Origin of the sequence: Mucilaginibacter sp. SJ (genome assembly GCF_028993635.1) — a bacterium.
Classification (GTDB): domain Bacteria; phylum Bacteroidota; class Bacteroidia; order Sphingobacteriales; family Sphingobacteriaceae; genus Mucilaginibacter.
Window position 1 is genome coordinate 1,762,992 of sequence record NZ_CP118631.1, and the last position, 21,531, is coordinate 1,784,522.

Consider the following 21,531-nt stretch of genomic DNA (forward strand, 5'->3'; position numbering starts at 1 on the left):
CAGTTTCAGACTGCAATCTAATAATAAACTTAATATAGGCAATAGCTATCCGGCAACAATGCACCGCTCGCCCTGCAGCAGTTCAATACAATTCTCGTAGTTATCGGGCATTTGAATCTGTTCAACCTCTTTCATATAACTCTGCTTAATCTCCTTACGGCGGCGGGCTTCAATAAAGCGCCTTACCTGCTCCCTGTTTTCCAGAACCAGGCCGGGTACTTTGGCAGGCTTGTTAAATTCATCTTTGGCTACCATGGTGAAATAGCTGGTATTGGTATGTTTTACCGAATGGTTTTTGATATTTTCAGATATCACCCGGATACCAACCACCAGCGAAGTATTGCCTACATAGTTTACCGATGCCATAAGCGATACCAGTTCCCCAACTTCTACAGGTTGCAAAAAATCTACTGTATCAATAGATGCGGTTACGCAATAGTTACCCGCATGCTTGGCGGCACATACATAGGCTACCTTGTCCATAAGCGAAAGCAAGATCCCCCCATGAATTTTTCCGCCAAAATTGGAATACGAAGGGATCATCAGTTCGGTAATAGTAGCCTGCGAAAATGCCACGCTTTTATAGCCGTCTATATCGGGTAAGGGGTTCATAATATATGGTAATATAGTATAAGGTTAAGCACTAAAATACAATATATGCAACATTAGTATTACATAGGGTTAAATAGTTAAACCTTCGTTACACTTTAATGGTCAATAACCTAAATTGACCCTAAACTATGAAAAAACACTTACTGCTCGCGTTTATTAGTATTCTTTTTTTATCAACTGCCTATGCCCAGCAAGCCCGTGAGGTGCGCGGCACGGTAGTTGACAGCGTGGGCTCCGTACCCGGAATTACAGTAAAACTGATATCCGATAAAGACAGTGTAGTAGTAGCAACAAACACTGCCGGGGCATTTTATTTCCCCGCTGTCATTTCCAAAAACTTTAAACTCAGTATAAGCGGAATCGGTTACCAGCCCTTTACCCGCCGTTATGTAATGGATAACGATACTAAACCCATTAACCTCGATCCCATCAAAGTAAAGGTGCAAACCAATATGCTAAATACGGTGGTTGTTTCGGCAGTGATCCCTATCACGATTAAGGAGGATACCGTAGAATATAAAGCCAGCGCCTATAAAGTACGGGAAGGGTCACCGGTGGAAGATCTGCTCAAAAAGCTGCCCGGCGTAAGCGTTGATAAAGACGGCAATGTAACCGCACATGGCAAACAGGTTACCAAAGTACGGGTTAATGGTAAAGATTATTTTACCGGCGATGTGCAAACCGCCACTCAGAACCTGCCTGCCGATATTGTGGAAAACATACAGGTGATTGACGATTACGGCGACCAGGCCAACCTTACCGGCATCAAAACCGGCGACCCGGACAAGATCCTGAACATCACCATACAAAAGGGAAAAAGCAAAGGTAATTTTGGCCAGGGCAGCGTTGGCGTTGGTAATGACGACCGGTACCAGGCCCGTCTTTCGGCCAATTCATTTTATGATGCCAGGCAGCTGGCAGTTATAGGCACCTGGAATAACAATAACACCAATAGTTTCAACCTTGGCAGCAGCGGTGGCGGCGGCGGTCGGGCCGGGCGTGGAGGTGGCGGAGGCGGAAGCAGTGCCGGCGGGGTAAGTACAGCGAATGGCATTACTACCAACCGTTCCATAGGTACCAATTACCGCGATGACTGGGGCAAAAAAGTTACGGTATATGGCAGCTATAGTTTTGCCGATAAAGACAGGGATATCAACATCACAACCTTGCAGCAAAACCTTTATCAATCAGGTAATATCATCAATATGGATAACAGCACTAACCATAACCATGGTATCAACCACCGTTTTGATTTCAATATCGAGTACAAAATAGATACATCTAACTATATCAAAATAAACCCGGGTTTTTCATATGCCACTGCCGAAAACATGAGTACCGATACCTTCAGCAATACCCGTAACCAAAGTTTAGTTACAGGTAATGAGCTGGCACTCACCAATAACTCATCACAAACAGGCAGCCTTAATGTGCTTTATAACCACAAGTTCCATAAAAAAGGACGGAACTTCAGTGTTAATGCCAATATAAGCTATTCTAAAAACGACCAGGAACTGAACGATAAATACACCACCCGGCAGGATACCGTGGTAACGCCATTGTTTCAGCAGATCAACTCTGATAATCAATCGCAAAGGGTAAGCCTGCATTTTTCATATATCGAACCTATTGGCAAAACAACTTACCTGGAAAGCAATTACAGTTATAATTATTCGAACACCGATAATAATCGCTACAACTACCGGGTTGATCCTGTAACAGGCAATCAAACCTACGTTGATTCATTGAGTACGTTGTATAACTACCAGTTCATCACCAACCGCATCGGGTTAAACCTTCGAGGGATACAACCTAAATATAATTATACGCTGGGCCTGGCTGTTCAGCCTTCAAAGCTTGACGGGGAATCGCACAATTTTCATACCTCCACATCTACCTTTAATATTATCCCTACGGCCAGGTTTATCTATAACTTTTCAAAAAACCATTCCTTTTCGTTTAATTATAGCGGCTCCAATGCACAGCCATCATTTAGCCAGCTGCAGCTTCAGCCCGATTATTCAAACCCTCAAAACAGGGTTTATGGCAACCCTGACCTGAAACCTGAATTTACCAACAGCTTTAATGTGCGTTATAACCAGTTTGATATTGCCAGCGGCAATTCACTGTTCGCCAGTTTATCATTTGCCGAAACCCAGGATAAAATAGTTACCAATTCGGCCCCTGTTACCGATAGCACCCAAAGCACAAAAGGCAACAATACCATACAGGCAACCCGCTATATTAACACCAATGGTTTTTATAATGTAAACGGCAACTATTCCTTTTCAAAACCATTTGCCGAACGCAAGTACACCGTATCCTTAAACGGCGGTGCAAGCTACAACAACAATATTTCATATATTGAAAATCAGCGCAATGAGGGTAGAAACTGGGTGCTTAACCAGGGCGTTAAACTTAGGGTTGACCTTGACAGCATTATGGACAGCGAGATCAGCGCTAATTACAGCATTAATACTACCCGTTACAGCCTGCCATCTTCATTAAATACCGATGCCCAAACCTGGACATTAGGGCTCGACGGCCGTAATTACTTTTTTTACAGTTGGGTGCTTGGTTACAGTTTAACTCAAACCATCAATCACGGTTTCAGCAGTACCGTAAAAGCCAACCCTACCCTGCTGAGCAGCTATCTGGAATATCAGTTTTTAAACAAGCATATAGCCTCGCTTAGGTTCCAGGCTTTTGATATTTTTGACCAGAACAAAGGCATTACCCGTACCGCCGTAGGCAACCAGATCATTGATACGCGTACCAACCGGCTGGGCAGGTATTTTATGCTCAGCTTTACCATCCGGCTTCAAAAATTTACGGGCAGCCGTCCGCAGGGCGGGCGTAACGGCGGCGGACGTGGATTTGGCGGAGGTGGCGGTGGTCGCCGCGGAGGCAGGGGATAATTTGTATCCTGCTTTTTTTTGAAAAACGTTAAGCGCTGTTATATATTTACAACAATCTATATCCCTGCATTGAGAAAATTTATTTTAACCTTTATATCGATATTGGCTATCGGCAACACTTTTGCACAAACCAAGGATGCTGCCGCTGCAAAAACTACCCCGGAAACTGTTGTAGTAAAACGTCGCCTCACCGATTCGGTAGTTGAGCGGTTTAACGTGCTAAAAACTAACAGAGGCATCAGGCAGGGGCTATACCAGGCCCTGTATCAAAAAAACTATGCGCTGGCCAGTGGTTATTACGATAATGATAAACGAACCGGCGTTTGGCACTTTTTTGACAACCGCGGGCACCTGGTACAAAATTTTGATTACAGGACCAACCAGATCACCTATGAGGCTCCTGAAGACAGCACATCAAACCTGCAGTATTTTGTTGATGTAAAACTTAATGATACAGCTAAAACAACCAAACCACTTAAAGTAGGCGGCAGATTTTTTGGGTACCTCCCCTATCTCAACCTCTTTAAGCTTCCCCCCGAGTTAATGAACCTTAACCCTAATGTATCATTTGGAGCGGTAGAGCTGTTGATTAGTCCGTTGGGAAGGCTTGCATCATTCAAGGTGCATGTGTACAGCGGGTCGTATGAAAAAACTTTTAATATGAGCATCGACGTGCCCGACCCGGCCGATAAGATCTTTGTACCGGCTACCGTAAACGGCGAAGGTGTTAGCTGCCGGGTGCTTATCAAATGTGCTTTCAGGAATGATGGGGGATTAGAATTTTATTAATCGTCCCTACTCTTCCTAAACTAAAAGCGTCATTGCGAGGTACGAAGCAATCCCAAACTACACAGGGCGAACCTGCTAATTGGAGATTGCTTCGTACCTCGCAATGACGCTTAATTATATAGCTAAGCTATTAGTAGCCTATTAATGGTGATGATGACCATCCGGACCATGTGCGTGGCCGTGTGATAACTCTTCGGCTGTTGCAGGGCGTACGTTAAGGATATTACCTTTAAAGTGCAGTTCCTGGCCGGCCATAGGGTGATTAAGATCAACAATAACGGCATCTTCGGCAATTGAAACTACCATAGCCTGGAAACGGTGGCCCTGGTTATCCTGTAAAGGCAAAATGCTGCCAACTTCAGGAATTTCAGTACCCTGAAACATTTCTTTAGGCAGGTTGGCTACTGCTTCTTCATCATATACGCCATAAGCATCTTCGGGAGATAAGCGAAACTCGTAGGCATCACCTGTTGAAAGTGTGCTTAGGTTATCCTCAAATTTAGGCAGCATCTGTCCTGCACCAAATAAAAAGGTAAGCGGCTGTTCCTGGGTGGTACTTTCTACCAACGTTTCGGTACCTGTGTTTTCGCGGTCTACGTACAAATCGTAGGTTAATGATACTACGTGCTGAGGTGCAATCTTCATTGTAAATTGTTTTTAGTTGTAAAATCTGGCTTCAACCTCTTTTATGGCATCGGCCGGGTTATGAGCAGGTAATCCGCAGGTTTTATCTTTACAAATGAAAATTTGCGTTGATGCACCAAACTTATCCTGCAGCAAAGGTAAACTTCCTGTATTACCGCCCAACATAATTTTATTGGGGATGTAATTATTTTCCATTTCCTTTCTGAAAGTTTCCGCTCCGGCACCAGTTATCGCAATTTCGTTTATTCCAAACACCTCATCCAGCAAAAGCATCACCCAGTTTGAATAGGCCGAACCATACTTTGCCAGCTGCGGCATTACATTACGTAACAACTGTGCCGAAACCTCAATGTAACTTTCGTTATCAAAAAGCAAGCCTAACTTTTTAAGTACCCGTGCCATAACCGAATTGGAGGCAGGGATCACCCCATCCATAATTTCAGATTTGCGGGCGATCAGTTGCTCATCATCATCGGCAGTGAAAAAGAAAATGCCCTTTGCTTCATCGTAATAGTGGGCTATGGCCGTATCGGTAAGGCTTTTGGCCTGCTGCAGCCAGTGCTCGTTGAAGGTAACTTCATACAAAGCAATGAGCCCGTCAATGATATTGGCATAATCATCTAAAAATGCTACCGGCGTATCCGGTGACGATGTGGCGCTGTAAACCCGTGATAACCTGCCATTTTGGCCAAGCAGGTTATTTAAAATAAACCCGGCATTGTTCAGCGCAAGCTCAAGGTACTCCGGTTTATTAAACGCACGGTAAGCATCGCTCAAACCTTTCAGCATAAGGCCATTCCACGATGCCAGGATCTTGTTATCCAATCCCGGCCGTACGCGTACACTGCGGGCTTCAAATACCTTTTGACGGGATGCAGCTATTTTGGCAAGCAATTCATCACCAGGCAAACCTAATTTTGCGGCCAGGCCTTCATCGCTGTCCTTCCGGAACAATACGTTCGATTCCTCCTCTTCCCAGCTGCCTTCCTCCGTAATATTATAGTAGATACAGAACAAACCGGCTTCATCGCCTAAAATCTCTTCAATCTCATCCTTGATAAAAATATAGAACTTGCCTTCCTTTCCTTCACTATCCGCGTCAAGCGCCGAATAAAAGCCATACCCGGGCGACATCAGCTCATGGGTGCTGAAAGTGATGATCTCATCAACTACCTGTTTGTACAATTCATCCGGATGCCAGGTGTAAGCTTCGGCATACAGGCTAATAAGCTGGGCGTTATCATACAGCATTTTTTCAAAATGTGGTACATGCCAGCGACCGTCAACCGAATAGCGTGCAAATCCACCGCCAACATGATCATAAATTCCCCCGAAAGCCATTTTATGCAAAGTAAGTTTCACTTGCTCCGCTACTTCATCATCTTTCATTAAATAGCCATAGCGCATTAAAGCCTGCCAGTTATTTGGCATCGGGAATTTGGGCGCGTTGCCGGTGCCCCCCTCCTGCTTATCAAAATATCGTTTCCAATTGTTTACGATGGCTTGCAGATCGTCCCGCGTATGTTTTGCCTGTGCCACTACAAATTCTATCGACTCATATTTTTGAATCCCCTCAGTAAGGCGAACAGCATAATCTTCGGCCTCTTCTGGCTTTTGCTTGTAAAAATCGGCCAGGTTAAAGAGCAACGACGTCCAGTCGTTTTTGCGGAAGTAAGTGCCGCCGTAAATAGGCCTTTGATCGGGCAGGCAAATGCAGTTAAGTGGCCAACCACCACGGCCACTCATCAGTTGCACGGCACTCATATAAATCTGGTCAACATCGGGGCGCTCTTCCCTATCCACCTTAATACAAACAAAATATTCATTCATTACAGCGGCCACAGCTTCATCCTCGAAGCTTTCGTGCTCCATAACATGGCACCAATGACAGGCCGAGTAGCCGATGCTTACCAGGATGAGCTTATTTTCGGCTTTGGCTTTATCAAGGGCTTCTTTGCCCCAGGGGTACCAGTTTACCGGGTTATTGGCATGTTGTAATAAATAGGGCGATGTGGAGTTGGCCAGGCGATTCATATAGCTGTGTGTTTGCTGCAAAAATGCAGATATAATTGCACCTGTAAGTTAAATGGAATTTATTTAGAAAAGTTTTAGGGGTGATAGCTATTCTGCCAAATCAGCAAACAAATCTTCAAACATTTTCCGTGCAGCATTCTTTACTTCATTAACCGCATCAACTTTATTGTTCACCATCAAATATGCACTATGGCTGGCATCTGCATAATGGGTAAAAGTTTCTGTGCCCAAAAGTGCATACATAGCCAACCTGTAAATCCTAAAACGCTTGGTTAGCTCCTTTGCTTCTGTATATATGAATTTTGAGGATCAACTGTATTGGCACCAATGAAGCCGAAACTTGCCCGTGGATTCCGTCCGTATATATGCAACATGATGCGAATGCAAGTAGATATGACTTTTGAGCCTTTGTTTTCGTTAGTGAGTAAATGATATTTAAGTGGGTTACGTTTATCTTTCTTTAAATAAAACTTTACAATATAAATATCATGAACATATACTTCTACCTCAACCAGATAGTAATTATACTTTGATCTAAAACTAAAAATGAGTATTTCCTTTAGATATCTTTTATTATGCGCTTTCTCAACCCCAACCTGCGAAAACTTATAATACGAGTCGAACATTTATGGAAGTAAGTATTTATAAACAGAAGGGCGTGCAAGATCAATCTCCTCTTTTGTAATTTTTACCAGCTGAGATTCGTTTTTTTTTGTGGGTTTGATACCCACTGTGTTTTTCCCTTTACCAATACCCTTATTCATGAGGGAATGATTAGTTTCCATTGTAGTGCTCCGTTTATACAAATATACGTTTTGTTAAATAATCGTTCATCAGTATTTTTAAACTTCGGCAGTAGCATCATTTCCCAATATGGAGGCGCCCCATGCTCCCATAGGTAATATATCATATCATTATTTGGCTCTTAATCATCAGAAAAGCAGCGGCTCGTAAATATGCTTAAATTACTAATATATATGTTACACAGCACCCAAATTATCAAACTCACAAATTATTTCCCTTTATTTGCCCCCTTGTTATCAAAAATTTAAGATGAACTGTTTAAAACTGAATTATTTATTATGCGCCGTGGCGCTGATGCCGTTTACGCGACCGGCATCGGCCCAAACTACCGACACCACAAAATACAATCACCAGGACCTTTTTGGCCCAATTACCTGGCCCGTTACCAGTGACGGTACACGCTCGGCTGCAGGCAAGCCCTCACCAAATTACTGGCAAAACCGCGCTGATTACCAAATCAAAGCTGCTCTTAATGAAGGCAAGGATACTACCATAACCGGCGAAGTAACCATTACCTACACCAATAACAGCCCTGATAAGTTGGATTATCTGTGGCTGCAACTGGATCAAAACCTGTTTAAACCAGATTCGCGCGGAGCGGCGGTAACGCCATACACCGGCGACAGGTTTGACGTTCGTGGATTTAGTCGCGGTGGTTATCATATCGCTTCTGTTGAGATTACCTATAAAGGCGAAACCTACAAGGTTGATCCTATCATTACGGATGCACGGATGCAGTTACGCCTTAATGCCCCAATGGATGGCAAAGGCGAAAAAATAGAGATCAAGGTTAATTATGATTTTGCAATCCCCTTTTATGGCGCCGACCGTATGGGCCGTAAAAAGTTTAAACAGGGCTATATTTACGAAATTGCCCAATGGTACCCACGCATGTGCGTTTATGACGATGTGGAAGGCTGGAACACCCTGCCCTACATGGGTTTAGGCGAGTTTTATTGCGAATATGGTGATTTTGACTATTATATCACCGCTCCTGCCAACAAAATAGTAGTTGGCTCGGGCGATTTGCAAAACCCCGAAGAAGTACTTACCCCGGCACAACAAAAAAGGCTGGCAGAAGCCCGCAACAGCGATAAAACGGTAACTATCATTAGCGCGGGCGAAGTTGGCAAAGGCTCAACCCGGCCGTTTAAAGGTACGCTTACCTGGCATTTTAAAATGCAGAATACCCGCGATATTGCCTGGGGAGCTTCTGACGCTTTTATCTGGGACGCGGCGAGGGTTAATTTCCCGTCGGGCCGCAAGGGTATTGCCATGTCGGCCTATCCTGTTGAAAGTTCGGGCAATGACGGCTGGGGCCGCTCAACCGAATACCTGAAAAACAGCATGGAGATCTATTCAAACCTATATTTTGAATATCCCTGGAATTCGGCAGTTAACGTATCGGGAGTGGCATTAGGCATGGAATATCCGGGTGCTATCTTTTGCCTCAGCAACCTGAAAAAAGGACAGCTTTGGGGTGATGTTACCCATGAGATAGGCCATAACTGGTTCCCGATGATAGTAGGCTCAAACGAGCGCAAATACATGTGGCAGGACGAAGGTTTTAACACCTTTATTAATGAGTATGCTACCGAACAATTTAATAAGGGCGAATATGTTGAGAAAAGTGGTTCGGCGCAAAATGTACTGGCCGGCTACCGCAACAGCAAAGACCCGCTCATGACCGCTCCTGAAGCCATTGGTCTCAATGATTACGGTCAGTATTATACCAAAACCGCGTTAGGTTTGGATATATTGCGCAACGTAGTGCTTGGCCCCGAGCGCTTTGACTATGCTTTCCGCGAGTATGTTAAGAACTGGGCGTTTAAGCACCCGCTTCCGTACGATCTTTTCAGGGCTATGAATGATGCCAGCGGCGAGGACCTGAACTGGTTCTGGAAATCATGGTTCTTCACCACCTGGAAGCTTGACCAGGCCATTACTTCGGTAAGCTACATCAAAGGCAACCCGGCCGAAGGCGCGCTGATCACACTTACCAATAATGAAAAAATGGCTTTGCCTGTTGATCTTAAAATTGTTCAGGCTAACGGCAAAACCGAAACAATCCACCTGCCGGTAAACATCTGGCAGCGCGACGGCGTTTGGAAATTTAAATACCCCTCAACAACGGCTATCAAAAGCATGGAAATAGACCCTGATCGTCAACTACCTGATGTTGACCTGAAAAACAACATTTACAGGGGAGAGTAGTTTTGATTTCGGAATTTGGATTTTCGATTTCGGATTTGTGAAGAGATTAGAGATTAGAGATTAGAGATTAGAGGGAACTTCAAAAAGCGATGGGCGTTTGGGCTCATCGCTTTTTTTTCGATGATTCTGTTAGCTTAACTGTGAGTTTTTTTATCGCGGTCAGTGTAAAATTATGCACCCTTTAAAAAACCATAAAATATCCTTAAAAAAACACTATATCCAACTGTTAATAAGCAATATACCCACTAATACAAACCTATATCGACTTCAATTAAACACTGGAAAATATTTTTAATTATAAAACATTTTGTTTATTTTTAATATTAAAGGCTAATAGCAAATTACAATTAGCATGTTAACTATGGCAAGAAATATACTCATAATTGAAGATGACGCTGAAATTTTGCGGGTACTTGAAACAGTGCTCACCTTTCATGATTTTGAGGTTACCGGTCTTGACCGTACTGATGATATTATTGGTGCTGTAAAAGCGTACAACCCCGATCTGGTATTAACCGATTATATGCTGCCCGGCCTCAACGGCGGCCGCATTTGCCAGCTTATTAAAGGCAACGAAGATACCCGGCACATCCCGGTGATCCTGATCTCGGCTTACCATGAACAGGCTATTGCCCTGGTTAATTTTGGATATGATGCCTTTGTACCCAAGCCTTTTGATATAAATAAGCTGGTAAAAACCATTAACAGGTTTTTGAATTGATGAATAACTCAATTATTTAAAACTATCTTTTTCCAAAGGCGATACAATCGCAGTGTGAAAATTTTTAATTTATCGTTTTTCAATCCGCATGTGGTTAAAGGCGATTGCCTGATTTCTCTATACAAATCCGAAATCTCAAATTCGACATCCGAAATCCTTTCCCCTTTCGCCCCAAAACCTTAATTTCGCTGCTCAAGAAAAGAGGAAAAGATTTTGGATTACTTACAGGGATTAAACCCCGAACAAAGGGCAGCAGTTGAACAAATTGAAGGGCCGGTGATGATCATTGCCGGTGCGGGATCGGGCAAAACACGTGTTATTACCTATCGCGTAGCGCATTTGATACGCAAGGGTGTTGATTCGTTTAACATACTGGTACTTACCTTTACCAACAAGGCCGCCCGCGAAATGCGCGAGCGTATCACCCATGTAGTTGGCGCCGAAGCTAAAAACATATGGATGGGAACCTTCCACTCGGTATTTGCCAAAATTTTGCGGGTTGAGGCCGAAAAAATTGGCTATCCCAGCAACTTTACCATTTACGATACCGACGATAGCAAAAGTGTTTTAAGGGCCATTTTAAAAGAAATGAACCTTGACGATAAGCTGTACAATGTAAACTTTGTACTTAACCGCATTTCGGCATCAAAAAATAACCTGATCTCGTGGCAGGAATATAACAAGAACGAGCAGATCCAGGCCGACGACTTTTCGAGCGGCCGCGGGCAAATGGGCAAGATCTATGAGATGTATGCCACCCGTTGTTACCGTGCCGGCGCCATGGATTTTGACGATTTGCTTTACAAAACCAACGAACTGCTGAAACTGCATCCCGATGTGCTCAATAAATACCAGCACAAGTTTAAATACCTTATGGTTGATGAGTATCAGGATACCAACTTTTCGCAATACCTGATTGTTAAAAAGCTTGCTGCTGTTAACGAAAACCTGTGCGTAGTAGGTGATGACGCCCAAAGTATCTATGCTTTCCGCGGTGCCAACATTCAGAATATCTTAAACTTTGAAAAGGATTATCCCGATCTGAAAGTGTTTAAGCTGGAGCAAAACTACCGCTCAACCCAAAATATTGTGAATGTAGCCAACAGCATCATCCGCAATAATAAAGACCAGCTTAAAAAGAATGTGTTCTCCGAAAAAGAATCGGGCGATAAGATCAAAGTGATGCGGGCCTTCAGCGATAACGAGGAAGGCAAAATAGTAGCCGAAGCTATTATGCAGGACCGCAGCTCAAACGGGCTTAAATGGTCGGCGTTTGCTATCCTTTACCGCACCAATGCGCAATCTCGTTCTATGGAGGAGGCCTTACGCAAACTGGGTATCCCATATAAAATATATGGCGGGCTTTCGTTTTATCAGCGCAAGGAAATTAAGGACCTGATAGCTTATTTCAGGCTCACCTTTAACCCTAATGATGAAGAAGCTTTAAAACGCGTTATCAATTACCCTAAACGGGGTATTGGCGATACCTCGGTTGATAAGATCATTGTAGCAGCCGATCAGCATGGTATAACGCCCTGGGAAGTTATTGTTGAGCCGGGCAAGTACCTCGAGGGCAAAATATCGGGGGCAGTATCCACTTTTGCTACCATGATCCAAAGCTTCCAGGTGCTGACCAAAACCAAATCGGCCTATGAGTCGGCTTTATATATCGCGCAGCATTCGGGTTTATTGAAGGACCTTTATGAAGATAAATCGGTAGAGGGGCTTAACCGTTACGAAAATATCCAGGAGCTTTTAAACGGGATCAAAGAGTTTTCGGAGCGGGAGGATATTGAAGAAAAAGGCCTTGATGTTTTCATGCAGGATGTAGCCCTGTTAACTAACGATGATAATGACAAAAATAAAGATGCCGATACGGTATCGCTCATGACCATCCACTCGTCAAAAGGGCTTGAGTTTCCGCAGGTTTATGTTGTAGGGCTGGAAGAGAACCTTTTCCCTTCGCAGATGTCGCTTAACTCACGCAGCGATCTGGAAGAAGAGCGCCGCTTGTTTTATGTAGCTGTTACCCGTGCCGAAAGCAAGCTCCATATCAGTTACGCCACCTCGCGTTTTAAGTTTGGAACATTGATTAATTGCGAGCCAAGCCGTTTTTTGGATGAAATTGATGCAAAATATCTTGAGCTCGACTATACCGCCAAACCTACTTCGGGCAATAATCCATTTTTTGATGATGAACGTAAAGCATGGAGCAGGGATAAACAGCCCGACACATTTTCGCGACCAAAACCGGCAGCTGCAGCACCGGTAAAAACCACTTCGATACTGGCCAAGGCGCATGTACCTTCAGCCAATTTCAAACCTTCTGATACATCCGGTTTACAAGTGGGCATGGAGGTTGAACACGAACGTTTTGGCTTCGGTAAAGTACTCGCTCTTGAGGGTAATAAGCCTGATATAAAAGCCACAATCTTCTTTAAGGAGATTGGTCAAAAGCAGTTGCTGTTAAAATTTGCGAAACTTTACATAGTTCAATAAACATAAACCAAGAGTTAAAATCCCTACTTTGAGGAATTGATTCCCCAAGCCTCACCACAGTCCATCATTAAATCGCCTTAATAACACTAATTTAAAGGTAATTTAATGATGGCATACCATTTGGATTGCATAAGTATCCCCTTTTCCTTAATTAATATTTAATTGATATGAGCGATACTATTAAAAAGAAAACAAACAAATCCGTTGGTAAAAACATCCGGGCATTACGCCATCAGCATGGATGGAGCCAGGAAGATGTGGCTAACCGTTTGGGCATCTCTATCCCCGCATTTTCAAAAATTGAAACAGGAGTAACCGATATAAACCTGTCGCGTCTTGAACAAATAGCCAATATTTTTGATGTAAACGTGGTGAATATACTGGCCCTCGATAATGAAGAAGCTGATATGAGACCGTCGAGTTTAAGCGTTGCACAGAAAAAACTGATAGATCGCGAATCAGAAATCGCCAGTTTACAGCGTAAGGTAATATTGCTTTATGAGGAGTTGCGCAATAAAGCCAGTGTAGCTATCTAAAAGTGTGCAGTAAACATTACAATTTACCGATAGTGTACATTGTTTGCTTCGCATCAGTGTCCTGTTTCATCCGCTACATTAAATAGTAGTTAACAATATTTAACAAAAGGAAATTCAGATAAAAAAGCCTCCCATTGTATTGGCTAATTTATCCATAATGAGCGCTTTATACCGATTTTGGAGTAATAATTGTGGCATGCAGGTTACTAAAGCAAATTGTATGTCAAATTATCTTATTTCCATATCAAAAAACGAAACCTCGAGCGACGGTATCATCCATGATCCTAAAAGTAAGCTAAAAGTTAAGGCGTTTGATTTGCTGCGGGCACGTTTTAAACCGAGTAAAGGCGAAGTAAGGTTTTTCGTAACTGCCGGCGATGAAACAACACTGGCTTTTGAAACACAGGGCTATAACAAACACAGACAGCTGCTGGTTTTACAAATGATATCGTGGTATTGTATTTACCTGGGGCTTATAGAAGCACAGATCCACTCCAGCCTGCCTGTACACTTTAGTTAAACCGGGAGGAGAACCTGGCGCAGAGTTAAACTCTCGGCGGGTTATGCAGCATGTCGCTCATCTCGATGATCTTTTCATCAATTTCAGATACGCATTTATCCATCATATCCAAACATTCGGCCTGGTCAACCAGGCCTTCTTTTTCAAGGTTGATCAAACCGCGCAATGTAGCTATAGGCCCCCTGATTTGATGCGACAGATATGACGAATGCTCAGAAAGCTTTTTATTTTTTAACTGCAGATCCTTTGTACGTTCATCAATGATCTCCTCAAGATGATGATTTATCCTATCAAGATTATCTTTTTGCCGGGATACCTCACCATTTAGCAGTGTAAGCTGTGCATTGGTTTTGGCTTTACGTTTTACATTGCTGATCAGCAAACCAATTACTACAAGCATCAAACCCGCAACTACAGTTACTGCCCAAAATTTCGACCGGTCGTAAGCCTGGCGCTCTGCAATTCTTTCGTTCTCTTTCAGTTGTTCTTCCTGCCTGCGTTTGGCCTCAACCAGGTTCATTTGCGCCGATACGTTGGTTTTGTAAGTAACACTATCCTGGGTATATATTTCCCTTAACAAATTTACCGCCCGGGCGAAGTTCTTTTTGTTATATTCCAGTTCGTATGTAGTGTATTTATAATCGTAGTCAAGCTTAGGGTCCTTTACCAACTGTGTATAGGCGGTCCCCTCCTGCACCATCTTTTCCGCATTTTTAAAATCACCTTTTGTCATGTAAAGCGCTGCCAGCGTAAGGTCAACACTGGCTACCGACTCGTTCAGGTCACGTGCTTTTGCACCGGCATTAGCCTCCAACAGTAAACCCAGGGCCTTATCATAGTCCTTAAGTTTAAAATAAATAACACCACGGTTTTGCAAACATTGGATCAGATTTACTGAGTCGCTCAGTTTCTGAAATATGGGAAAACTTTTGTCATAAAACTTAAGCGCCATATACAGGTTATTTTTACGCGTGTAAACGTTGCCTATATTTAAATACAATGAGCCTACCAATTTGGTATCATTAATTTTTTGTGCTATCTCCAGCGATCGGTTAAGATACGTAAGTGAGCGTTCGTAGTCGTGGTCACGAAACAGGATGCCGATATTATTATAAACCTTGGCCTCGCCCCTCAGGTTATTGTTGCGGGTAAAAGATGAAAGGGAGTTCAGATAGTTTTCAATAGCCTTTTCAGGCTGATCAAGATAGTATTTACCAATACCTATAACACGGTAAGCTTCTGCAATACCATCAATATAATTGAGTTTGGTAGATAGCTTCAGCGCCTTGGTGGCATCTTCAACGGTTTGCTCCGGATTTGTCAGCCTGTTTGAATAAGCGCTGGTATTTAGGCTTATTACCTCATTAGTATCTTTCGCAGCAACATCAATTATATCATTCGCGTATACCGACAGCGATAATAAAAAGAATAATATGAATGTGCCGATTTTTTTCATTAAAACACTTCTACGTTCTGTTGGGGTGAAAGTTATAAAATAATGCTGAATTATATTTAATGTTAAGAATAAAAAACGTTGTGGAAAATTATTTTCATATGTTTTTTCCTCCTATTAAAAACATATCTATATTTGCATTGTTAAATATCTGAAATACAATATATTAAATACAAAAACATCCTATACAATATCACTCCAAACAAGAATGCAAGCAAATACAATAATATTGCAACATATATCTTGAGATTTACAATATAATTATAGTTTGTATATCAAATAAATGAAATAATGTGAAAATCGTGCAATAAATTGTATACCATACAAGCGAGTAATCCGGATGATATTACATTTAAAATTAGTAATTTAACGCCATAATTAACAGTGTAAAAATACGAAACAGAGAATCTTTTTTAAAATTTAAAACAAAACAGAGTTTTTAAAAAACAGAGAGTAAAATCAGACTTTTAAAATATTTGTGATAAGCTTTAAATAAGCTTGACGGATTTTAATAAATATCAAATATCGTATTAATTTAAAAAATAGAATATTAAATACAATAATTAATCAATATGAAAAAAGCAGTGTTTTTTGTACTCCTTACCATAGGCGCCGGAGTGCTCTCATCGTCATCAGTTTTGTCATCATCGGCAAAAAAAGACGTACAGCCAACAGCTGTCAATTTCAACAAAACGCCGGCAGGTTTTAAACGCGACCTGGGAAGCGCCGACTGAAATCCAATTAAATCATACAGAAAAATTCAACATCGATAATATAACACGATCATGAAAAAAATAATCACCATCGCTTTAGCAGTTCTGTTCACCGGGGCCATTTCATCCTGTAAAAAGGAAAGCCCAAAAGTTGAGTTTGCTAACCTTCACTTATTCACAACCGGTTACAAAAGAGACCTGGGAAGTGCTGACTGATTTATCTATTCAAGATCAATAAAACATAAAACAACATGAAAAAATTCATCCTCATAACAACAGTAGTACTTAGTGCAGGTGCATTATCATCAGCTACAAACAAAAATGAAAACAAACCGAAAATGGTGGTTGCACCAGTGAACTCGTTGACAACCGGTTTTAAAAGAGACTTAGGCAGCGCCGACTAAAAAACAGACAATAACAAACAAGAGATTTAATAAACAAAAAATATTTACGTACCCCCCACATTAAAAAACATCATGAAAAATTTAACACTAATAGCAACTTTAGCATTAAGCGCCATATTATCGACCGCCACATTAGCAAATGCCGCTAACGGCCCTCAACCAAAACGTGATTTAGGTTCTGCTGATGCTCGCGGTCCTCAACCAAAACGTGATCTTGGTTCCGCTGATTTTGCTCGTGGCCCTCAACCAAAACGAGATCTTGGTTCCGCTGACTTCGCTCGTGGTCCTCAACCAAAAAGAGATTTAGGTTCTGCTGATTTTGCCCGTGGCCCTCAACCAAAACGTGACTTAGGTTCTGCTGACTTCGCTCGTGGTCCTCAACCAAAAAGAGATTTAGGTTCTGCTGATTTCGCTTTCGGTCCTCAGCCAAAACGTGACTTAGGTTCTGCTGACTTCGCTTTCGGTCCTCAGCCAAAACGCGACTTAGGTTCTGCTGATTTCGCTTTCGGTCCTCAGCCAAAACGCGACTTAGGTTCTGCTGATTTCGCTTTCGGTCCTCAGCCAAAACGCGACTTAGGTTCTGCTGATTTCGCTTTCGGTCCTCAGCCAAAACGCGACCTTGGTTCTGCTGACTTCGCTTTCGGTCCTCAGCCAAAACGTGATCTTGGCTCTGCTGATTTCGCTATGTCTGGTCCTGGTCCGAAACGCGATTTGGGTTCTGCCGACTTCGCTATGTCTGGTCCTGGTCCGAAACGCGATTTAGGCTCTGCTGATTTCGCTATGTCTGGTCCTGGTCCAAAAAGAGATTTAGGCTCTGCTGATTTCGCTATGTCTGGCCCTGGTCCAAAAAGAGATTTAGGTTCTGCTGATTTCGCTATGTCTGGTCCTGGTCCAAAAAGAGATTTAGGTTCTGCTGATTTCGCAATGTCTGGTCCTGGTCCAAAAAGAGATTTAGGCTCTGCTGATTTCGCGATGTCTGGTCCTGGCCCAAAAAGAGATTTAGGTTCTGCTGATTTTATGGCATAATCACCAACTCTCCATTATAAAATCATATGTTATAAACTAAAATTTGAATAGTTAACAACATGAAAAAATTCATCATTGCGGCAGCGGTTTTAATAGCTACAGGCCTTACCGCTGTATCATTAACTCATAGAGCGCCTAAACAGGAGGGTAAAATAAAAGTCGAGAAAGTTGAGTTCGCCACTAAGGCTGTTAATTCACCAAAATCAGATCTGGGCTCAGCAGATTGATAACCAATTAGGGAATTATTGAATTGGTGAATTACTGGTTTTTGCGGTTAATTTCATTCACCAATAAACTAATGAACGAGTGAACCAATGAACTAACTATATTTGCTGCAAACAATAATATTATGCAGCACATAAAGCAATATGTTGAGCAAAACAAGCAGCGTTTACTTGATGAGTTATTTGACCTGTTACGTTTGGCATCGGTTAGTGCCGATCCAAAATACAAACCTGAAGTATTAAAAACTGCCGATTACGTAGCAGCAAAGCTCCGCGATGCCGGGGCCGATAATGTTGAAATATGCCAAACCGCCGGCTACCCTATTGTATACGGCGAAAAGATCATAGATGCTTCCAAACCTACAGTATTGGTTTATGGGCACTACGACGTACAACCGCCAGATCCGTTGGAACTGTGGAAAACACCTCCCTTCGAACCAACTGTTAGGGATGGAAAAATATATGCCCGCGGTGCCTGCGATGATAAAGGGCAATTTTACATGCATGTAAAAGCCTTTGAGCTGCTGATGCAAACCGATACCCTTCCATGTAATATTAAGTTTATGATTGAGGGCGAAGAAGAGGTTGGCTCATCGAACCTGGGCATCTTTGTGAAAGCCAATAAAGAAAAGCTGAAAGCCGATGTGGTGTTGATCTCCGATACCTCGATGATCAGCATGGAGCACCCTTCGCTTGAAACCGGCTTACGTGGCCTCTCTTACCTCGAAGTTGAAGTAACCGGCCCAAACCGCGACCTGCATTCGGGCGTTTACGGCGGCGCCGTGGCTAACCCTATCACCATACTGGCCCAAATGATCGCCAGCCTGCATGATGAAAATAATCATATTACCATCCCAGGCTTTTATAATGATGTAGTGCCGCTTAGCGAAGCAGAACGCAATGCTTTGAACAGTGCACCTTATGATGAAGCCGGGTACAAACAAGACCTTGATGTAGCCGAGCTTTGGGGCGAAAAGGGCTACAGTACTTTCGAGCGCACAGGCACCCGCCCTACCCTTGAGCTAAACGGTATTTGGGGCGGCTATATCGGCGAAGGCGCCAAAACGGTGCTGCCTTCAAAAGCCAATGCCAAAATCTCTATGCGTTTAGTACCCAACCAAACGTCAGATGCTATAACCAAACTGTTTACCGACCATTTTTTAAGTATTGCGCCTCCCTATGTTAAGGTTAAGGTAACTCCACATCATGGCGGTGAACCGGCTGTAACCCCAACCGACAGCGTGGCTTACCGTGCCGCACAAAAAGCCATCGCCGAATCATTTGGTAAAGAGCCTATCCCAACCCGGGGTGGGGGCAGTATCCCTATTGTTGCTTTGTTTGAAGCCGAGCTTGGTTTAAAAACTGTATTGATGGGTTTCGGGCTTGATAGCGATGCCCTGCACTCGCCTAATGAGAAGTATGATATTTACAATTATTATAAAGGCATAGAAACCATTCCGTTGTTTCACAAATACTTTGCGGAGTTATCAAACTAATGTCATGAAGCTTTAATTTGCTCGATAACGGCAGTTATTTTTTGATTTAGGCAAAACAAATAATATATTTATGATATTATCTAACTATACAAAAATCAAAAACATGGCAACTAAAGAATTGGACAAAGAAAAGACCGATGCATCTAAGCAGTTGCGCGATCTCAAATCATCAAAACAGGAAAAAACAAAAACAGCTAAAGCCTTAAGCGAAAATAAAATGAAGCGAAAGCCTCTGTTATAAAATATGTATAACACCCCCACGAGCCGGCAAGGGAAACTTACCGGCTCGTTTTATATAATTCCATTACAGTCTCATCCGCATTTCGATCATACGTTTTTTAAATCCTGCCTTTTCATAGGCTTTAATGGCTCCAATATTATCATTATATACCTCGAGCCTTATTTCGGTCAAGCCCTGCTCAACCGCCCATTTCTTCAATTCTTCTATTATGGCCTGGTTTACTCCCATACCCCGGTATGCAGGCAGCACATACATAAAACCCAGGTAAGCATAGTTTTCAAAGTCGTAATAATTTTCCGGGGTCTTTTTAATACGGGCATATCCGCTGCCTGCTATCTCTCCGTCAATTTCGGCTACTAAAACCTGCACATCTGCTGAGGTTATGAATCCCTTCAAATCATAATAACTGATAGGATCGGGTTTGAGTGTGCTATCAAAAGGGCGTTCGGCAGTAATTATACCCTGCTCAAATTGAAGCAATACGGGCAGGTCTTCAATGGTAGCTTTTCTGATCAGCATATTCGTTAAATAGTAAATCGTTCGCAATCGGTCAGGAATGCTTCATCGGCATCGGCGCCGATGCCTGGCGCGTTGTCGATGGTTAAATGATATCCATCATATATAGCGCCGCCAACGCACGGGTCAACCAAATGCCCCAATTTACAGGTATCCATATCATAAAACCGGATATTTGGACTGGCATATACAAAGTGTAATTTGGCGCTTAATGCTATCCGGCTTTCCAGCATCCCTCCCATCATACAAGGTATCCCGTATGAAGCAGCAACGTCATGAATCTTTTTAGCTTCATAAATACCGCCCGACTTGGCCATTTTAATATTGATATAATGGCAAGCCCCGGCGTTGATCTGTTTGCGGGCATCATGATGATTATATACACTTTCGTCGGCCATGATCTTAACCGGCGATTGCTGCATCAATTCGGGTAACCGGTCGTCATACCAGGTACGCATAGGCTGCTCGCAAAATTCAATATCATATTGCGCAATTGACTGCAAGGCGAAAACGGCTTCGTTAAAAGTCCAGCCCTGGTTGGCATCAATACGGATCTTCATACCCGGGCCAACAGCTTCACGGATCTGTTTGATGCGCTCTACATCTTCCACTACATTTTTGCCCAGCTTCACCTTTAATATATTTGCACCGGAGGCCTTAAAATCAAGCGCTTTTAAAGCCATGGTATGATGCCCGGCGATACCTATTGTAATATCTGATTCAACAACACGTTTTTCGCCACCCAAAAACTGGTATAATGGCAGGCCCGCGTTTTTAGCAGCGATATCAAACAGTGCATTATCAAAGGCGCTTTTTATGGTGGTATTACCGGCAGTAAAACTGTGCAGTTCGCCAAGCCGGGCTTCGATATCAAGCGCATCTTTGCCTTTCCATAAGCGGGCGAACTCACGTGCCATAATCAGGCAGGTATCCTGTGTTTCGCCAACAATCATCGGGAAAGCCGAGCATTCTCCCACACCGTAAAAACCGGCATCGGTATGTACACGGATAAAAACATTTTGGGCGTGAGATAAAGTTCCGGTGGCAATGGTAAACGGCTCCATCGGGATGCTGAAGCGGTAGATCTCTGTATGCGTGATGGTAATTTGCTGATTTTCCAAATTGTAGATGTTTAAAAGCTAAAATAAAACAAATAATTGCAACAA

Annotated in this window: 22 protein-coding genes; 14 read left to right on the plus strand and 8 right to left on the minus strand. The window is 42.8% G+C overall.

Features of this window, described 5'->3' with window-relative positions:
- Nucleotides 1-45 precede the first annotated feature (45 nt).
- Nucleotides 46-612, minus strand: a complete 567-nt coding sequence (locus tag MusilaSJ_RS06935) for an acyl-CoA thioesterase (protein ID WP_274989303.1) — start codon at nt 610-612, stop codon at nt 46-48.
- Nucleotides 613-740: 128 nt separating this feature from the next.
- Between MusilaSJ_RS06935 and MusilaSJ_RS06940 the strand changes: the two genes are divergently transcribed.
- Both MusilaSJ_RS06940 and MusilaSJ_RS06945 read left to right on the plus strand, forming a co-directional pair.
- A complete protein-coding gene (locus MusilaSJ_RS06940) occupies nt 741-3,530 on the plus strand; it encodes a TonB-dependent receptor (protein ID WP_274989304.1) in 2,790 nt (929 codons plus the stop codon).
- A 69-nt stretch (nt 3,531-3,599) separates the two neighbouring features.
- Entirely contained in the window at nt 3,600-4,319 is a 720-nt protein-coding gene (locus MusilaSJ_RS06945; protein WP_274989305.1) for a toxin-antitoxin system YwqK family antitoxin, read from the plus strand.
- 141 nt (nt 4,320-4,460) lie between these two features.
- Here the strand turns inward: MusilaSJ_RS06945 and MusilaSJ_RS06950 are convergent, their stop codons facing one another.
- The 4 genes from MusilaSJ_RS06950 to MusilaSJ_RS06965 form a co-directional block, all read right to left on the minus strand.
- Nucleotides 4,461-4,964, minus strand: coding sequence for an FKBP-type peptidyl-prolyl cis-trans isomerase (locus MusilaSJ_RS06950; protein WP_274989306.1), 504 nt, complete (start codon nt 4,962-4,964; stop codon nt 4,461-4,463).
- 12 nt (nt 4,965-4,976) lie between these two features.
- Nucleotides 4,977-6,998 carry a thioredoxin domain-containing protein gene (locus MusilaSJ_RS06955; protein ID WP_274989307.1) on the minus strand — a complete coding sequence of 674 codons (2,022 nt, stop codon included), beginning with the start codon at nt 6,996-6,998 and terminating at the stop codon, nt 4,977-4,979.
- A gap of 87 nt (nt 6,999-7,085) precedes the next feature.
- A complete protein-coding gene (locus tag MusilaSJ_RS06960) occupies nt 7,086-7,241 on the minus strand; it encodes a hypothetical protein (protein ID WP_274989308.1) in 156 nt (51 codons plus the stop codon).
- 383 nt (nt 7,242-7,624) lie between these two features.
- Nucleotides 7,625-7,783 carry a hypothetical protein gene (locus MusilaSJ_RS06965; RefSeq protein WP_274989309.1) on the minus strand — a complete coding sequence of 53 codons (159 nt, stop codon included), beginning with the start codon at nt 7,781-7,783 and terminating at the stop codon, nt 7,625-7,627.
- Nucleotides 7,784-8,051: 268 nt separating this feature from the next.
- Between MusilaSJ_RS06965 and MusilaSJ_RS06970 the strand changes: the two genes are divergently transcribed.
- The 5 genes from MusilaSJ_RS06970 to MusilaSJ_RS06990 all read left to right on the plus strand — a co-directional run bounded on the left by MusilaSJ_RS06970 (nt 8,052) and on the right by MusilaSJ_RS06990 (nt 14,292).
- Nucleotides 8,052-10,016, plus strand: a complete 1,965-nt coding sequence (locus MusilaSJ_RS06970) for a M1 family metallopeptidase (protein WP_274989310.1) — start codon at nt 8,052-8,054, stop codon at nt 10,014-10,016.
- 361 nt (nt 10,017-10,377) lie between these two features.
- Nucleotides 10,378-10,737, plus strand: a complete 360-nt coding sequence (locus tag MusilaSJ_RS06975) for a response regulator (protein ID WP_167516173.1) — start codon at nt 10,378-10,380, stop codon at nt 10,735-10,737.
- 213 nt (nt 10,738-10,950) lie between these two features.
- Nucleotides 10,951-13,236 (plus strand): ATP-dependent helicase, encoded by a 2,286-nt coding sequence (locus MusilaSJ_RS06980; protein ID WP_274989311.1) that lies wholly within the window; start codon nt 10,951-10,953, stop codon nt 13,234-13,236.
- A 167-nt stretch (nt 13,237-13,403) separates the two neighbouring features.
- Complete coding sequence (locus MusilaSJ_RS06985; protein WP_274989312.1) at nt 13,404-13,772, plus strand: type II toxin-antitoxin system RelB family anti-toxin; 369 nt, start codon at nt 13,404-13,406, stop codon at nt 13,770-13,772.
- A gap of 220 nt (nt 13,773-13,992) precedes the next feature.
- The gene (locus tag MusilaSJ_RS06990) at nt 13,993-14,292 is read left to right on the plus strand and encodes a hypothetical protein (RefSeq protein ID WP_090524556.1); all 300 of its coding nucleotides are present in this window, start codon (nt 13,993-13,995) and stop codon (nt 14,290-14,292) included.
- Between the two features lie 25 nt (nt 14,293-14,317).
- Here MusilaSJ_RS06990 and MusilaSJ_RS06995 read toward each other — a convergent pair whose 3' ends face one another.
- The gene (locus MusilaSJ_RS06995; protein WP_274989313.1) at nt 14,318-15,748 is read right to left on the minus strand and encodes a tetratricopeptide repeat protein; all 1,431 of its coding nucleotides are present in this window, start codon (nt 15,746-15,748) and stop codon (nt 14,318-14,320) included.
- Nucleotides 15,749-16,317: 569 nt separating this feature from the next.
- Here MusilaSJ_RS06995 and MusilaSJ_RS07000 point away from each other — a divergent pair.
- The 7 genes from MusilaSJ_RS07000 to MusilaSJ_RS07030 all read left to right on the plus strand — a co-directional run bounded on the left by MusilaSJ_RS07000 (nt 16,318) and on the right by MusilaSJ_RS07030 (nt 19,849).
- A complete protein-coding gene (locus MusilaSJ_RS07000; RefSeq protein ID WP_175489905.1) occupies nt 16,318-16,479 on the plus strand; it encodes a hypothetical protein in 162 nt (53 codons plus the stop codon).
- Between the two features lie 51 nt (nt 16,480-16,530).
- Nucleotides 16,531-16,674, plus strand: coding sequence for a hypothetical protein (locus MusilaSJ_RS07005; protein WP_154402382.1), 144 nt, complete (start codon nt 16,531-16,533; stop codon nt 16,672-16,674).
- A 35-nt stretch (nt 16,675-16,709) separates the two neighbouring features.
- Complete coding sequence (locus MusilaSJ_RS07010; protein WP_274989314.1) at nt 16,710-16,862, plus strand: hypothetical protein; 153 nt, start codon at nt 16,710-16,712, stop codon at nt 16,860-16,862.
- A gap of 72 nt (nt 16,863-16,934) precedes the next feature.
- Entirely contained in the window at nt 16,935-17,888 is a 954-nt protein-coding gene (locus tag MusilaSJ_RS07015) for a hypothetical protein (protein WP_274989315.1), read from the plus strand.
- Between the two features lie 59 nt (nt 17,889-17,947).
- Complete coding sequence (locus MusilaSJ_RS07020; RefSeq protein WP_274989316.1) at nt 17,948-18,115, plus strand: hypothetical protein; 168 nt, start codon at nt 17,948-17,950, stop codon at nt 18,113-18,115.
- 122 nt (nt 18,116-18,237) lie between these two features.
- Nucleotides 18,238-19,608, plus strand: coding sequence for a dipeptidase (locus MusilaSJ_RS07025; RefSeq protein ID WP_274989317.1), 1,371 nt, complete (start codon nt 18,238-18,240; stop codon nt 19,606-19,608).
- Between the two features lie 103 nt (nt 19,609-19,711).
- Nucleotides 19,712-19,849, plus strand: a complete 138-nt coding sequence (locus tag MusilaSJ_RS07030) for a hypothetical protein (protein ID WP_188831604.1) — start codon at nt 19,712-19,714, stop codon at nt 19,847-19,849.
- Between the two features lie 63 nt (nt 19,850-19,912).
- Here MusilaSJ_RS07030 and MusilaSJ_RS07035 read toward each other — a convergent pair whose 3' ends face one another.
- Both MusilaSJ_RS07035 and MusilaSJ_RS07040 read right to left on the minus strand, forming a co-directional pair.
- Nucleotides 19,913-20,368 carry a GNAT family N-acetyltransferase gene (locus MusilaSJ_RS07035; protein WP_274989318.1) on the minus strand — a complete coding sequence of 152 codons (456 nt, stop codon included), beginning with the start codon at nt 20,366-20,368 and terminating at the stop codon, nt 19,913-19,915.
- Nucleotides 20,369-20,373: 5 nt separating this feature from the next.
- Nucleotides 20,374-21,471, minus strand: a complete 1,098-nt coding sequence (locus tag MusilaSJ_RS07040) for a mandelate racemase/muconate lactonizing enzyme family protein (RefSeq protein ID WP_274990442.1) — start codon at nt 21,469-21,471, stop codon at nt 20,374-20,376.
- Between the last annotated feature and the right edge of the window lie 60 nt (nt 21,472-21,531).

Coding starts and splice junctions, on each gene's coding strand:
- MusilaSJ_RS06975 (WP_167516173.1), top strand. CDS start 10,378: ATGGCAAGAAATATACTCATAATTGAAGATGACGCTGAAATTTTGCGG.
- MusilaSJ_RS07030 (WP_188831604.1), top strand. CDS start 19,712: ATGGCAACTAAAGAATTGGACAAAGAAAAGACCGATGCATCTAAGCAG.
- MusilaSJ_RS06935 (WP_274989303.1), bottom strand. CDS start 612: ATGAACCCCTTACCCGATATAGACGGCTATAAAAGCGTGGCATTTTCG.
- MusilaSJ_RS07020 (WP_274989316.1), top strand. CDS start 17,948: ATGAAAAAATTCATCATTGCGGCAGCGGTTTTAATAGCTACAGGCCTT.
- MusilaSJ_RS07005 (WP_154402382.1), top strand. CDS start 16,531: ATGAAAAAAATAATCACCATCGCTTTAGCAGTTCTGTTCACCGGGGCC.
- MusilaSJ_RS07025 (WP_274989317.1), top strand. CDS start 18,238: ATGCAGCACATAAAGCAATATGTTGAGCAAAACAAGCAGCGTTTACTT.
- MusilaSJ_RS06995 (WP_274989313.1), bottom strand. CDS start 15,748: ATGAAAAAAATCGGCACATTCATATTATTCTTTTTATTATCGCTGTCG.
- MusilaSJ_RS07035 (WP_274989318.1), bottom strand. CDS start 20,368: ATGCTGATCAGAAAAGCTACCATTGAAGACCTGCCCGTATTGCTTCAA.
- MusilaSJ_RS07010 (WP_274989314.1), top strand. CDS start 16,710: ATGAAAAAATTCATCCTCATAACAACAGTAGTACTTAGTGCAGGTGCA.
- MusilaSJ_RS06950 (WP_274989306.1), bottom strand. CDS start 4,964: ATGAAGATTGCACCTCAGCACGTAGTATCATTAACCTACGATTTGTAC.
- MusilaSJ_RS06990 (WP_090524556.1), top strand. CDS start 13,993: ATGTCAAATTATCTTATTTCCATATCAAAAAACGAAACCTCGAGCGAC.
- MusilaSJ_RS06955 (WP_274989307.1), bottom strand. CDS start 6,998: ATGAATCGCCTGGCCAACTCCACATCGCCCTATTTATTACAACATGCC.
- MusilaSJ_RS07000 (WP_175489905.1), top strand. CDS start 16,318: ATGAAAAAAGCAGTGTTTTTTGTACTCCTTACCATAGGCGCCGGAGTG.
- MusilaSJ_RS06965 (WP_274989309.1), bottom strand. CDS start 7,783: ATGGAAACTAATCATTCCCTCATGAATAAGGGTATTGGTAAAGGGAAA.
- MusilaSJ_RS07015 (WP_274989315.1), top strand. CDS start 16,935: ATGAAAAATTTAACACTAATAGCAACTTTAGCATTAAGCGCCATATTA.
- MusilaSJ_RS06940 (WP_274989304.1), top strand. CDS start 741: ATGAAAAAACACTTACTGCTCGCGTTTATTAGTATTCTTTTTTTATCA.
- MusilaSJ_RS06960 (WP_274989308.1), bottom strand. CDS start 7,241: ATGTATGCACTTTTGGGCACAGAAACTTTTACCCATTATGCAGATGCC.
- MusilaSJ_RS06970 (WP_274989310.1), top strand. CDS start 8,052: ATGAACTGTTTAAAACTGAATTATTTATTATGCGCCGTGGCGCTGATG.
- MusilaSJ_RS06985 (WP_274989312.1), top strand. CDS start 13,404: ATGAGCGATACTATTAAAAAGAAAACAAACAAATCCGTTGGTAAAAAC.